Origin of the sequence: Roseicyclus sp. (assembly GCF_052168335.1) — a bacterium.
Classification (GTDB): Bacteria; Pseudomonadota; Alphaproteobacteria; order Rhodobacterales; family Rhodobacteraceae; genus Roseibacterium.
The window spans coordinates 1-11791 of the sequence record NZ_JBQLZP010000347.1 but is presented as its reverse complement, the minus strand read 5'-3'; the positions used below and the strand labels follow the sequence as shown (position 1 = coordinate 11791).

13 protein-coding genes and 1 pseudogene are annotated in these 11791 nt (G+C 70.3%); 9 read left to right on the top strand and 5 right to left on the bottom strand.

Going from position 1 to position 11791, the window contains the following annotated elements:
* From ACTS11_RS10780 to ACTS11_RS10770, 3 genes and pseudogenes are all read left to right on the top strand, one after another.
* A pseudogene (locus ACTS11_RS10780) lies at nucleotides 1-146 on the top strand (SCO family protein); the annotation flags it as partial.
* 120 nt (nucleotides 147-266) lie between these two features.
* Complete coding sequence (locus ACTS11_RS10775) at nucleotides 267-824, top strand: ActR/PrrA/RegA family redox response regulator transcription factor (RefSeq protein WP_442640315.1); 558 nt, start codon at nucleotides 267-269, stop codon at nucleotides 822-824.
* Nucleotides 825-831: 7 nt separating this feature from the next.
* The gene (locus tag ACTS11_RS10770; protein ID WP_442640314.1) at nucleotides 832-1329 is read left to right on the top strand and encodes a hypothetical protein; all 498 of its coding nucleotides are present in this window, start codon (nucleotides 832-834) and stop codon (nucleotides 1327-1329) included.
* Here the strand turns inward: ACTS11_RS10770 and ACTS11_RS10765 are convergent.
* The gene (locus ACTS11_RS10765) at nucleotides 1326-2213 is read right to left on the bottom strand and encodes a LysR family transcriptional regulator (protein ID WP_442640313.1); all 888 of its coding nucleotides are present in this window, start codon (nucleotides 2211-2213) and stop codon (nucleotides 1326-1328) included. The genes ACTS11_RS10770 and ACTS11_RS10765 overlap by 4 nt on opposite strands.
* Before the next feature lie 97 nt (nucleotides 2214-2310).
* On the opposite strand from ACTS11_RS10765, the gene ACTS11_RS10760 reads away from it, so the two are divergent.
* Complete coding sequence (locus tag ACTS11_RS10760; RefSeq protein WP_442640312.1) at nucleotides 2311-2478, top strand: hypothetical protein; 168 nt, start codon at nucleotides 2311-2313, stop codon at nucleotides 2476-2478.
* Between the two features lie 16 nt (nucleotides 2479-2494).
* Here the strand turns inward: ACTS11_RS10760 and ACTS11_RS10755 are convergent, their stop codons facing one another.
* The 3 genes from ACTS11_RS10755 to adhP form a co-directional block, all read right to left on the bottom strand.
* Nucleotides 2495-2983 carry a GNAT family N-acetyltransferase gene (locus ACTS11_RS10755; RefSeq protein ID WP_442640311.1) on the bottom strand — a complete coding sequence of 163 codons (489 nt, stop codon included), beginning with the start codon at nucleotides 2981-2983 and terminating at the stop codon, nucleotides 2495-2497.
* Entirely contained in the window at nucleotides 2980-3576 is a 597-nt protein-coding gene (locus ACTS11_RS10750; RefSeq protein ID WP_442640310.1) for an HD domain-containing protein, read from the bottom strand. The genes ACTS11_RS10755 and ACTS11_RS10750 overlap by 4 nt, the downstream gene beginning before the upstream one ends.
* A gap of 346 nt (nucleotides 3577-3922) precedes the next feature.
* Nucleotides 3923-4951 (bottom strand): alcohol dehydrogenase AdhP, encoded by a 1029-nt coding sequence (gene adhP, locus ACTS11_RS10745; protein ID WP_442640309.1) that lies wholly within the window; start codon nucleotides 4949-4951, stop codon nucleotides 3923-3925.
* A gap of 160 nt (nucleotides 4952-5111) precedes the next feature.
* Between adhP and ahcY the strand changes: the two genes are divergently transcribed.
* The 4 genes from ahcY (at nucleotide 5112) to ACTS11_RS10725 (ending at nucleotide 10013) form a co-directional block, all read left to right on the top strand.
* The gene (gene ahcY / locus ACTS11_RS10740; RefSeq protein WP_442640308.1) at nucleotides 5112-6503 is read left to right on the top strand and encodes an adenosylhomocysteinase; all 1392 of its coding nucleotides are present in this window, start codon (nucleotides 5112-5114) and stop codon (nucleotides 6501-6503) included.
* A gap of 248 nt (nucleotides 6504-6751) precedes the next feature.
* A complete protein-coding gene (locus ACTS11_RS10735; RefSeq protein WP_442640307.1) occupies nucleotides 6752-7774 on the top strand; it encodes a PRC-barrel domain-containing protein in 1023 nt (340 codons plus the stop codon).
* 89 nt (nucleotides 7775-7863) lie between these two features.
* Complete coding sequence (locus ACTS11_RS10730) at nucleotides 7864-8910, top strand: PRC-barrel domain-containing protein (RefSeq protein WP_442640306.1); 1047 nt, start codon at nucleotides 7864-7866, stop codon at nucleotides 8908-8910.
* A 122-nt stretch (nucleotides 8911-9032) separates the two neighbouring features.
* Nucleotides 9033-10013, top strand: a complete 981-nt coding sequence (locus tag ACTS11_RS10725; RefSeq protein ID WP_442640305.1) for a ketopantoate reductase family protein — start codon at nucleotides 9033-9035, stop codon at nucleotides 10011-10013.
* Nucleotides 10014-10017: 4 nt separating this feature from the next.
* On the opposite strand, the gene ACTS11_RS10720 is transcribed toward ACTS11_RS10725, so the two are convergent.
* Nucleotides 10018-11196: an acetyl-CoA C-acyltransferase gene (locus tag ACTS11_RS10720; RefSeq protein WP_442640304.1), complete on the bottom strand. Its 1179-nt coding sequence runs from the start codon at nucleotides 11194-11196 to the stop codon at nucleotides 10018-10020.
* An 88-nt stretch (nucleotides 11197-11284) separates the two neighbouring features.
* Here ACTS11_RS10720 and ACTS11_RS10715 point away from each other — a divergent pair, with 88 nt between their 5' ends.
* Nucleotides 11285-11635, top strand: a complete 351-nt coding sequence (locus tag ACTS11_RS10715; protein ID WP_442640303.1) for an STAS domain-containing protein — start codon at nucleotides 11285-11287, stop codon at nucleotides 11633-11635.
* The last annotated feature ends 156 nt before the right edge of the window (nucleotides 11636-11791 follow it).

Genomic DNA, 11791 nt, shown 5'->3' with positions numbered 1-11791 from the left:
ATCCCTACTACCTCGTGGATCACTCGGCCTTCTCCTACCTGGTGCTGCCCGAGGTTGGCTTCGTCGAGTTCTTCAACCGAGACGCGACCCCGGCCCAGATCGCCGAGACGACGGCCTGCTACGTCGAGGCGGCGGCCGGGTCCTGAGGCGCCTTGCCCGCAAGGACCGGCGCGGGAATCGATCTCGCTCAACCGTGACGCGACAAATTGACCCCCGGCTCCACTGCTCTATAGAGTTGTTCTGACAATGATCGGAGGAGCCAGCCTTTGAGCCAGGAACGAACTCTGCGGGATATCGGACCGGACAAGTCCCTGCTGCTCGTCGACGACGACGAGCCTTTTCTGCGCCGGCTCGAGCGGGCGATGGAGAAGCGCGGCTTCGAGGTCGAGGCGGCGGGCTCCGTCGCTGCCGGAAAGGCCATCGCGACGGCGCGGCCTCCGGCCTACGCGGTGGTGGACCTGCGGCTCGAGGACGGCAACGGGCTCGACGTGGTCGAAGCCCTGCGCGAGAAGCGCCCCGACAGCCGCATCGTGGTCCTGACCGGCTATGGCGCCATCGCCACGGCGGTCGCCGCGGTCAAGATCGGCGCGACGGACTACCTGTCGAAGCCCGCGGACGCCAACGACATCACGGCCGCGCTGCTCTCCGACGGAGAGGAGCTTCCGCCGCCGCCCGAGAACCCGATGTCCGCCGACCGCGTCCGGTGGGAGCATATCCAGCGCGTCTACGAGCTCTGCGACCGCAACGTGTCCGAGACCGCGCGGCGGCTCAACATGCACCGCAGGACGCTCCAGCGCATCCTCGCCAAACGCAGTCCGCGCTGAGGCCGAAATGCGCGCCCTCGCCCTGATCCTCGCCGCCGCCATGGCGCTGTCGGCCTGCGTCACCACGCCGGACGAGCCGGACGTGCCGCCCTTCACGCTGGACGGCGAGGGGATCGAGCCCTCCGTCTCGCGCCTGCGGATCGACTTCGGCCGGGCGCAGGTGGGCGTGATCTCGACCGTCTCGCGGCTCCTCGGCAGCCGCCCGGCGGAGATCACGACGATCGAGGAATGCGGCGAGGGTCCGATGACCATCGCGCGGTGGGAGGGGGGCCTCGCACTCAACTTCGTGGACGAGGACTTCCGCGGGTGGGTCACGTCGGACCCGACGCTGCCGGTGGCGGGCGGCTTCGTGCCCGGGCAGCCGCGCATCGAGATGCCGGTCGTGAGCTTCCAGGTCACGTCGCTCGGCAACGAGTTCAACCGCGGTCCGATCAGCGGCCTGCTCGACCCGACGGAGACGACGATCCAGACCATGTGGTCGGGCGCGACCTGCTTCTTCCGCTAGGCGACGGACCGCAGCCAGCGCAGGAACAGCCGCACGCGCTCGGGCATCGGCCCCGGCGCGCGGAGGACGAAGTAGGCGAGCCCCGTCTCGCCCCGCGCGGGCACCTCGGCCAGCCGCCCGGCGGCGAGATCGCCCTCCACCACCGCGTAGGGCTGCACCGACAGGCCCGCGCCCGCCCGGCAGGCGGCGAGCGTCATCGCGTTGGTCGCGAGGTCCGCGACGCGCAGCGCGTCGGGCTCCGCCCCCTGGTCGCGGAGCCAGGCGAAGAACTCACCGTCATCGGCATCGGCGAGCCAGGGCATCGCCGTCAGCGCGCGGCGCCCCTCGGGCGTGTCCGCGCCCCGCCCGCCCAGGCGCGCGACCAGCTCCGGCGTGCCGACGATGACGCTGCGCGCCTCGGTCAGCCGCTCCTCCTCCAGCCCCGGCCAGCCGCCGCGCCCGTAGCGGATGGCGAGGTGATGCGGGCTCCGGCGCAGGTCCACCACGGTGTTGTCCGCGGTGATCGAGACGCCGACGCCCGGATGGGCGGCCCAGAACGAGGCGATCCGCGGCATCAGCCAGTTCTCCGCGAAGCTCTGCGTCGTGGTGAGCGAGATCGGCCCTTCCTCGCGCGGGGCGCGGGCGGCGCGGATGCCGGCGGCGATCTCGGCGAAGCCCGCCGCGAGGTCGCGGGCGAGCTGCCGCCCGGCGCCCACCGCCACGACGCCGCGGCCCTGACGCTCCATCAGCGGTGTGCCGAGCTCGGCCTCCAGCGCGCGGACGTGCTGGGCGATGGCGGCGTGGGTCACGTTCAACTCGCGCGCCGCCGCCGAGTAGGAGCCGCAGCGCGCCGCCGCCTCGAAAGCCCGCAGCGCCGAGAGGGAAGGGATGCCACGCCAGTCCATGTGAAAGCCTCACTTACATATGTCATCTATTGCTGACTCGGGATCGCGGCGCAAGGCGGCTAGGGTCGAGGGGCAACGCAAACCGCAGGAGGTCCCGATGCTGAACGTCTTCGCAAGCATGATGAACGTCGCAACCATGCGCGATGTCTGGGGCGCGCCCGACCACTGGCGCACGCCCGAGGCGCCACGCGACCGCTGCCCGCAGGCGCGCGAGGCCGAGCGCGCCCGCGACCGCCGGGCCTTCCGCGATGTCGGCAGGCTGTAAGCTGGAGTTGCGTCTCTCAGCGCAGGTCGTAGCGCTTCAGGACCTTGTCGACGATCTGTCCGTCCGCAAGCCTGTGGCGCTCGATCCTGCCATACTCCTCGAAGCCGCGGGACTGGTAGTAGATCAGCCCGCCCGCATTGTCGGCGCGGATATTGGCGTTGATCCAGCGGTAGCCGAGCGCCTTCGCCGCGGCCCTGGTCGCGTCGAAGAGCTTCGAGCCGATTCCGAGGCCCTGCCGCCCCGGCCTGGCGAAGGTGGAGATGTCGGCCGCCTCGGGCGGCAGCGCGTCGTGCCGTTCGATCCACTGGAAGCCCACGATCTCGCCCTCGGGCGTCTCGGCGACATGCCAGGCCGAGGTCTCGGGCGCCCTCCGCATCCAGGCGAGGATGTCGTCGGCCTCGACCTTTCCGGTCAGCGCGGTCGTGCCGCCGATGGCGATGATCTCGGACAGGATCGCCGCCATGTCCCGCGCGTCGAGCGGATGGGCGGGCCGGACGCGGATCACAGGGCCTCCATCAGGGTCGCGTGACGCGCGGTGAAGTCGGCGCGCACCTCGGCGGGCGGACGGAGCCGCAGGACGAGCCCCGCGATCAGCGCGGGCTCGGGACGGCCGAAGAAGCGGTCCGCCTCCGCCTCCAGGAACCCGGCGAGTTGCACCGCCTCGAGCCAGGCCGAGACGCGGTCGGCCCGCTTGATCGCCTGCTTGACCGGCGCGGGCAGGACGGCGGGCAACCCGAAGCGCAGGTGGATCGCCGCCGAGAGCCGCGCGTCGAGCTCGCCGTAGCCGGGGCCGACGGCGGCCTTCACCGGCGAGATCATGTCGCCGATCACGTATTCCGGCGCGTCGTGGAGCAGCGCGGCGAGACGCCATTTCACCGGCGTCGCGGGCTGCATCCGCGCCTGGATCTCCTCCACCAGCAGCGAGTGCTCGGCCACGGAATAGGGGTAGTCGCCGCGCGTCTGCCCGTTCCAGCGCGCCACGAAGGCGAGGCCGTGGGCGATGTCCTCGATCTCGATGTCCACGGGCGTCGGGTCGAGCAGGTCGAGGCGGCGGCCGGACAGCATCCGCTGCCAGGCGCGGGGCGGGGACTTCGGCATGGGCGGCTCCGTCGGATGGCACCGTCCGTGCTTGTAGCATCCGCGAACCGGGGGACCAGCCCCGCGGAGGGCCCGGAAGGCAGGAAAACCTCACCCGGCCAGCGCGGGAAAACGCTGGCTACGGCGCGTGCGGGCACTGTAGCCTCGGCCTGCCGATGCCATGAGCCAGGGAGGACGAGATGGCCGACAAGTCCGCAGGCGGCAAGACCCCGCCGTCGAAGACCGTGAACACCGCCAAGCCCACCGGCGGCGGCAAGCCCGCCCCCGCGAAGGGCGGCGGCAAGGGCAAGTGAGCCCTGTCGCGTGACACCGGGCCGGGCGGCCGCAGGGCATCCCGGCTCACCTCTCAGATCTCCAGCACGATCCGTCCGTCGATGGCGCCCGCCTTCATCCGGTCGAAGATCGCGTTGATGTTCTCCAGCCGGTCCCAGGCGAAGTGCGAGGCGACCTTGCCCTCTCCGGCGAAGGCCAGCGCCTCCCGCAGGTCGTTGCGCGTGCCCACGATCGAGCCGCGCACCGTGATGCGCTTGAGCACGATCTCGAAGATCGGCAGCGGGAAGTCGCCCGGCGGCAGGCCGACGAGCGACATGAACCCGCCCCGGCGGAGCATCCCCACGGCCTGCGAGAAGGCGCTGTTGGAGACCGCGGTGACGAGCACGCCGCGCACGCCGCCCATCTGCGCCTGAAGCTCGCCCACCGGATCCTGGTCGACCGCGTTGAAGGTCAGGTCGGCGCCGAGGTCCCGCGCGAGGCGGAGCTTGTCCTCGTGGACGTCGACCGCCACCACGTGAAAACCCATCGCCTTCGCGTATTGCACCGCCATGTGCCCGAGACCCCCGATGCCGGAGACCGCGATCCAGTCGCCGGGCTTGGCCTCGAGCTCCTTGAGACCCTTGTAGACGGTGACGCCCGCGCAGAGAACGGGCGCGGCCGGCCCGAAGTCGAGCCCGTCGGGCAGGAGACCCACGTAATTGGCGTCGCAGGCGACGTATTCGGCATAGCCGCCGTTCACGGTGTATCCGGTCATCTGCTGGCTCTCGCACAGCGTCTCCCACCCGCCGACGCAATGCTCGCAGCGGCCGCAGGCGGTGTGCAGCCAGGGCGCGCCGATGCGGTCGCCCTCCTTGAGGAAGGTGACGCCGGGGCCGACGGCGGCCACCTCCCCCACGCCCTCGTGGCCGGGAATGAAGGGGGCGGCGGGCTTCACCGGCCAATCGCCCTCGGCGGCGTGCAGATCGGTGTGGCAAACGCCCGAGGCGCGGACGCGCATCAGCACCTGCCCCGTCCCGATCGCGGGAACCGGAACCTCCCGGATCTCGAGCGGCGCGCCCAGCGCGGGAACGACGGCGGCCTTCATGGTCTTGGGCAGGGCCATCGGAAAAACTCCTGAGTTGCGACCTTCGGACAGTATGCACGTCGGAGTTGTATCAAACGTGACATGGATCAAGGCCGCGCAGGAATTGCCGCCACGCAGCACGAGTGCTATCTGCACCGCCAACCGCATTGATCCGTTCAACAAGCCAAGGAACCCCCTCGTGACCGATTACATCGTCAAGGACATTTCTCTCGCCGAGTACGGCCGCAAGGAACTGGACATCGCCGAGACCGAGATGCCGGGCCTGATGGCGCTCCGCGAGGAGTTCGGCGCAGCCAAGCCGCTCAAGGGCGCGCGCGTCGCGGGCTCGCTGCACATGACGATCCAGACCGCCGCGCTGATCGAGACGCTGGCCGAGCTGGGCGCCGATGTCCGCTGGGCCTCGTGCAACATCTTCTCGACGCAGGACCATGCCGCCGCCGCCATCGCCGCGAAGGGCATCCCGGTCTTCGCCAAGAAGGGCGAGACGCTCGAGGAATACTGGGATTATTGCGACCGGATCTTCCACTTCGAGGAAGGCGGCGCGAACATGATCCTCGACGACGGCGGCGACGCGACGCTCTACGTGCTGATGGGCGCCCGCGTCGAGGAAGGCGAGAAGGACCTCATCGCCGTGCCGACATCCGAGGAGGAGGAGGCGCTCTTCGCGCAGATCCGCAAGCGCATGGCCGCCTCGCCGGGCTGGTTCGTGAAGCAGCGCCACATGATCCAGGGCGTGACCGAGGAGACGACGACCGGCGTTCACCGCCTCTACCAGATGATGGAGAAGGGGCACCTGCCCTTCCCTGCGATCAACGTGAACGACAGCGTCACCAAGTCGAAGTTCGACAACAAGTACGGCTGCAAGGAATCGCTCGTGGACGGCATCCGCCGCGCGACCGACACGATGATGGCCGGCAAGGTCGCCGTCGTCTGCGGCTACGGCGACGTGGGCAAGGGCTCGGCCGCGTCGCTGCGCGGCGCCGGCGCCCGCGTGAAGGTGACGGAGGCCGATCCGATCTGCGCGCTCCAGGCGGCGATGGACGGCTTCGAGGTCGTCCTGCTCGAGGACGTTGTCGACAGCGCCGACATCTTCATCACCACGACCGGCAACCGCGACGTCATCCGCATCGAGCACATGCGCGCGATGAAGGACATGGCGATCGTCGGCAACATCGGCCACTTCGACAACGAGATCCAGGTCGCGGCGCTGCGCAATCACAAGTGGACGAACATCAAGGACCAGGTGGACATGATCGAGATGCCCGCGGGCAACCGGATCATCCTCCTGTCCGAGGGGCGTCTCCTGAACCTCGGCAACGCGACCGGGCATCCGTCCTTCGTGATGTCGGCGTCCTTCACCAACCAGGTTCTGGCGCAGATCGAACTCTGGACGCGCGGCGACGCCTACGAGAACAAGGTCTACGTCCTGCCCAAGCGGCTCGACGAGAAGGTGGCGCGCCTGCACCTCGCCAAGATCGGCGTGAAGCTGACGCCGCTCTCGAAGGAGCAGGCGGATTATATCGGCGTCGCGCCCGAGGGGCCGTTCAAGCCCGAGCATTACCGCTACTGACGCAGGACCGCTCCGGAATCCCGGAGAGGCATGGGCCGTCGCGTGATCCGCGGCGGCCCTTTCGTTTGCGCCGACCGCGGACAGGCGGGAACCCCCGCCGAGGTCGCCGCGTTGACCCGGAATCAGAGAGCCCCTTAACCCACTGTCTTGTATGGGTTTTCCAGACTCGTGCGGGAACACCATGGCGTCAAGGGGCGTTTTGCCCCGGCACGCCGGAACGTGATCCGGCAGAGAGTTGGAGGACGCAGATGACTTTCAAGGATTTCCTGACGACAACCGCTCTGACGGCGGCGCTAACCCTGCCCGCGGCTGCGCAGACCGACAACCAGGACCAGGCCGAGGACGGCATGGCGATCGGCGGGGGCCGGCTCATCATCGAGCAGGAGGATGCCGATGTCGACGTCGAGGTCCCCGATCCGCAAGTGACGGTCGAGCAGCGCACCCCCGAGGTCACCGTGGAACAGGGCGCGCCCGAAGTGGTCGTGCAGGTGCCCGAGCCGACCGTGCGGGTCGAGCAGCAGGCGCCGATCATCACCGTCGAGCAGGCGCAGCCGACCGTCACCGTGCGCATCCCCGAGCCCGTCGTGACCATCCGCATGCCCGAGCCCGGCGTCAACGTCGAGACCGGCGAGCCCATGGTCGACGTCGAGATGCCCGAGCCCGGGGTCCGCTTCGTCCGGCCCGAGCCCGAGGTGCGCATCGAGCAGGGCCAGCCCAACATCGAAGTGACCTCGGCCGAGCCCGACGTGCGCATCGACCAGGCCGAGGGCGCCGAGGTGGAACTCGAACGCGCCGAGGCCGATGTCGAGCTCGAGCAGTCCGGCGACGCCGACATCGAGGTGAGCCAGGGCGACCCGCAGGTGAACGTCGAGCCCGCCGAAAGCGCCGATGTCGAGATCGAGCAGGCCGACGCGCAGGTCAACGTCCGGCAGGGCCAGCAGCAGGACATCGACGCCAACCTCGCGAACATGACGCCCACGGGGCTGATCGGCCTCGAGATCGTGACGGAGAACGAGAACACCGTCGGTTCGATCGAGCGCGTCGTGATCACTGAGGAAGACCGCATCGCCGTCGTCGTCGACGCGAGCGACATGGTCGAGGCGGACGAGCACATGGTGGCCATCTTGGCCGACCGGCTGCGCGTCGACGGCGGCCAGATCTACGTCGCCGAGATGACGCGGCAGGACATCGCGCGGATGCAAGCCTACGAGGGCCGAGCGCAGGACCTCGGCGGCAACGTGCGTCTCAGCGACCAGAGCCAGCAGAACTGACCCATGGACGGCGCCGCCCGGCGATGCGCGCCGGGCGGTCCCTTCCGATCCACAACCGCAGAAAGGCAAAGACGATGACCCCCAGGAACATGATGCTCACCACCGCCCTCGCGGCGGTACTTGCCGCTCCGGTGGCGGCCCAGGACACGGGCACCGACGCGCAGGCGACGGCCCAGCAGGACCTCGGCGGCTACTCGGTCGGCGAATTCCTCGACCTAGCCGTGTTGACCTCGGACGGCACCGAGGCCGGACAGGTCCAGGCCGTCATCGAGGGCCCGGACGGCGCGCAGATCCTCGTCAGCCTCGAGGACAAGACGATCGCCCTGCCGCTCGATTCGTTCAGCATGTCCGAGGACGGGCAGGCCCTGACCGTCGACCGCAGCCTCGAGGAGATGCAGCAGATGGCCGCCTTCGAGCCCGCGGGCGAGATGGAATTCGGGCCGGACACGCAGCTCGCCGACACGATGGGCTCGGGCGACGGGACCATGACCGAGGGCAGTGAGACCGAAACGGCCGAGACCGAGGAACTCGACACGACCGTGATCGAGGACACCGCCGAGGACGTCACCGTCATCACGACCGATCCCTCCGCCGTGGAGGAAGGCGACACCGAGATGGCGCAGGACGATGCCACGGCCGCCGAGGGCGATACCGAGATGGCCGAGGACGATGCCATGGCCGCCGAGGGTGACACCGAGATGGCGCAGGACGATGCCATGGCCGCCGAGGGCGACACCGAGATGGCCGAGGACGATGCCATGGCCGCCGAGGGCGACACCGAGATGGCTCAGGCCGACACTGGCGGCGCAGCGGCCGGAGGCGGGACGTCCCCCTTCAGCGGCATGACCGTCGACGAGATCCTCGGCCTTAAGGTCGTCGCGGCCGATGGCGCGGATGTGGGCGAGATCGACTACATCTTCCAGGAGGGCGGCCAGTACATGGCGGTCATCGGGATCGGCGGCTTCCTCGGCCTGGGCGAGCATACCGTGGCCCTGCCGCTCAGCGACTTCTCGATGAACGGCACGGGCGACGGCCTGATGCTCGAGAACCGCACCGAGGCCGACCTCGAGGCGATGCAGGAGATCGACGAAAGCGCGATTTCGCGGCTCGAGGGCACCCACGTCATCGAGGCCTGATCGCGACACACCCGAAGAAGGCCGTCCCGGAGAAACTCCGGGGCGGCCTTTTCCGTGTCCGGGCACTGGCGGCGCGCAGCGGCCTCGGGTAGCCCGGGAGACGATTGCGGGGAGAGGCAACCATGCGGGTCATCGTCCACGGAATGGGAGCGGTCGGCGGCGTCGTCGCCGCCGCGCTGCACCGGAGCGGCGCGGAGGTCGTGGGTATCGCCCGTGGCGCGATGCTGGACGCGGTGCGCGAGCACGGGCTTCGCCTCCGCGCGCCCGGCATCGACGAGACGCTGCCCGTCCCCGTCGTGGCCCACCCCGGAGAGGTCGACTGGCGCGAGGACGACGCGATCCTCCTCGCCATGAAGTCGCAGGACACGGTCCTGGCGCTCGAGGCCCTGCGCGACGCGGGCGTCATGGAACATCCCGTCTTCTGCGCGCAGAACGGCGTCGAGAACGAACGCGCGGCGCTGCGGTTCTTCCCCAACGTCCACGGCGTCACGGTGATGATGCCCGCGCACTACCTCGACCCCGGCGAGGTCGCGGTCTTCACCGAACCGAAGCTCGGCATCTTCGACATCGGCCGGTACCCGCGCGGGACGGATGCCCACGATCGGGCGATCTGCGCGCTTCTGGACGCCGCCGGCATCGCCGCCTTCCCGCACGAGGAGGTGATGGCGAGCAAGCACGGCAAGCTCCTCCTCAACCTCCAGAACGTGATCCAGGCGGCGGCGGGGCGCGCGGCGATGAAGGGGCCACTGTCGGAGGCCGTCCGGCGCGAGGCGCTGGCCGTCTACGCGGCCGCCGGGATCGCCTGGGAGGCGGTCGATGCGGAGGACCCGAGGCGCGAGCATCTCCTCCGCCACCACGACGCGCTCGAGGGCGTCGCCCGGCGCGGCGGATCGACGAGCCAGAGCCTGCTGCGCGGGGCGGCGCGGCTCGAGACCGACTACCTCAACGGGGAGATCGCGCTTCTGGGTCGGCTCCACGACGTTCCGGTGCCGGTCAACGCGGCACTCGCGCAGATCGGCGCGCGGCTGGCGCGCGAGGGTCACGCCGCCGGAAGCTGGGCGCCCGGGACGCTGGAGGCCGAGGTCGCGGCGCTGGGGGGCTGACGGCTCAGGCCCGCTCGATGGCGATGGCGGTGCCCTCGCCGCCGCCGATGCAGATGGCCGCGACGCCGCGCTTGAGCCCGCGCGCCTCGAGCGCGTGGAGCAGCGTCACCATGATCCGCGCGCCCGACGCCCCGATCGGATGGCCCAGCGCGCAGGCCCCGCCGTTCACGTTCATCGTCTCGCGCGGCACGCCCATCTCGCGCATGAAGGCCATCGGCACGACCGCGAAGGCCTCGTTCACCTCCCAGAGGTCCACGTCCGCGACACTCCAGCCGATCCGCTCGAGAAGCTTCCTGGCCGCCGGAACCGGCGCGGTCGGAAACTGCGCGGGGGCCTGCGCGTGGGAGGCATGGCCGAGGATGCGCGCGCGCACGGGCAGACCCTTCGCCTCCGCCGCCGCAGCGCGGGCGAGGACGAGGGCCGCGGCCCCGTCCGAGATCGACGACGAATTCGCCGCCGTCACCGTGCCGCCGGGGCGGAAGGCGGGCTTGAGCTGCGGGATCTTCTCGGGCCGCGCCTTGCCCGGTTGCTCGTCCACGTCGATCCGCGCCTCGCCCTTGCGGGACTTCACCGTCACCGGCGCGACCTCCGCCGCGAAGGCGCCGCCCTCGATCGCGGCGAGCGCGTTGGTCAGCGAGCCGAGCGCGTAGGCGTCCTGCGCCTCGCGGGTGAACTGGAAGGCCTCGGCGCAATCCTCGGCGAAGGTGCCCATCAGGCGGCCCTTGTCGTAGGCGTCCTCCAGCCCGTCGAGGAACATGTGGTCCTGCGCCGTCTGGTGGCCGATCCGCGCGCCGCCGCGCATCTGCGGCAGGAGGTAGGGCGCGTTCGTCATGCTCTCCATGCCGCCGGCCACGATCACGTCCGCCTGGCCCAGCGCGAGGCGGTCCCAGGCGAACATCGCGGCCTTCATGCCCGAGCCGCACATCTTGTTGAGGGTGGTCGCAGGCACCTCCTCGCCCAGACCGGCAAGGAACCCCGCCTGCCGCGCCGGCGCCTGACCCTGGCCCGCCGGCAGGACGCAGCCCATCAGGACCTCGTCGACGCCCGCGCGGTCCATCCCGGCCCGGTCGAGGGCCGCGGCGATGGCCGCCCCGCCGAGCTCGGCCGCGGTCAGCGGCGCGAGATCGCCCTGGAACCCGCCCATCGGCGTCCGCGCGCCCCCGGCGATGACGACATGCTCCATGCGCTCCTCCTCCGGCCCTGCGGCCTCCACGAATTGGCAACCATTTCCGCCTAGAGCCATAGCAGACCACAAGGCGGAGATGCACCCGATGAACTTGACCTGCCTGGTGTCGGAGGGAAAGGCCGCCGTTCAGGTTCACGCCGCCCGTATCGACGCCGCCGTCTCGATCCGCTTCAAGGACCTGTTCGGAGAGGCGACGGAGGGTGGCCCCGACGACGTCCTCCTCGATCTCGCGGAGGTGGAGTTCATCGACTCGAGCGGCCTCGGCGCGCTCGTCGCCGCGCGCAAGATGTTGGGGCCGTATCGGACGCTGGCGCTGTCCGCCCTCCACCCGAGCGTGGAGAAGGTGCTGCGCCTCACCCACATGGACAGGGTTTTCCCGATCTATCCCGACGCGGCGTCCTTCCTGGCCGGGCCGGGGGAACCGCAAAGCGCCTGAAGCCCGTGACCATGCGTCCGGATCCGTCCGAGACCTGCGAGGCGACGCTGGACTTCCTCACCGGGGGCGCCGCCGTGCCCGGCATCCTGCGCGAGGTGGCGGCGCTCCTCCGGGGGCGTGGCTGCGCGCGCGAGGTGGTCGAGGATGCCATGATCG

Bases quoted from the DNA above. Each gene is read 5' to 3' on its own strand.
- ACTS11_RS10735 (WP_442640307.1), top strand. From the start codon at position 6,752: ATGACTTTCAAGGATTTCCTGACGACAACCGCTCTGACGGCGGCGCTA.
- ACTS11_RS10720 (WP_442640304.1), bottom strand. From the start codon at position 11,196: ATGGAGCATGTCGTCATCGCCGGGGGCGCGCGGACGCCGATGGGCGGG.
- ACTS11_RS10765 (WP_442640313.1), bottom strand. From the start codon at position 2,213: ATGGACTGGCGTGGCATCCCTTCCCTCTCGGCGCTGCGGGCTTTCGAG.
- adhP (WP_442640309.1), bottom strand. From the start codon at position 4,951: ATGGCCCTGCCCAAGACCATGAAGGCCGCCGTCGTTCCCGCGCTGGGC.
- ACTS11_RS10770 (WP_442640314.1), top strand. From the start codon at position 832: ATGCGCGCCCTCGCCCTGATCCTCGCCGCCGCCATGGCGCTGTCGGCC.
- ACTS11_RS10730 (WP_442640306.1), top strand. From the start codon at position 7,864: ATGATGCTCACCACCGCCCTCGCGGCGGTACTTGCCGCTCCGGTGGCG.
- ACTS11_RS10715 (WP_442640303.1), top strand. From the start codon at position 11,285: ATGAACTTGACCTGCCTGGTGTCGGAGGGAAAGGCCGCCGTTCAGGTT.
- ACTS11_RS10750 (WP_442640310.1), bottom strand. From the start codon at position 3,576: ATGCCGAAGTCCCCGCCCCGCGCCTGGCAGCGGATGCTGTCCGGCCGC.
- ACTS11_RS10760 (WP_442640312.1), top strand. From the start codon at position 2,311: ATGCTGAACGTCTTCGCAAGCATGATGAACGTCGCAACCATGCGCGAT.
- ACTS11_RS10725 (WP_442640305.1), top strand. From the start codon at position 9,033: ATGCGGGTCATCGTCCACGGAATGGGAGCGGTCGGCGGCGTCGTCGCC.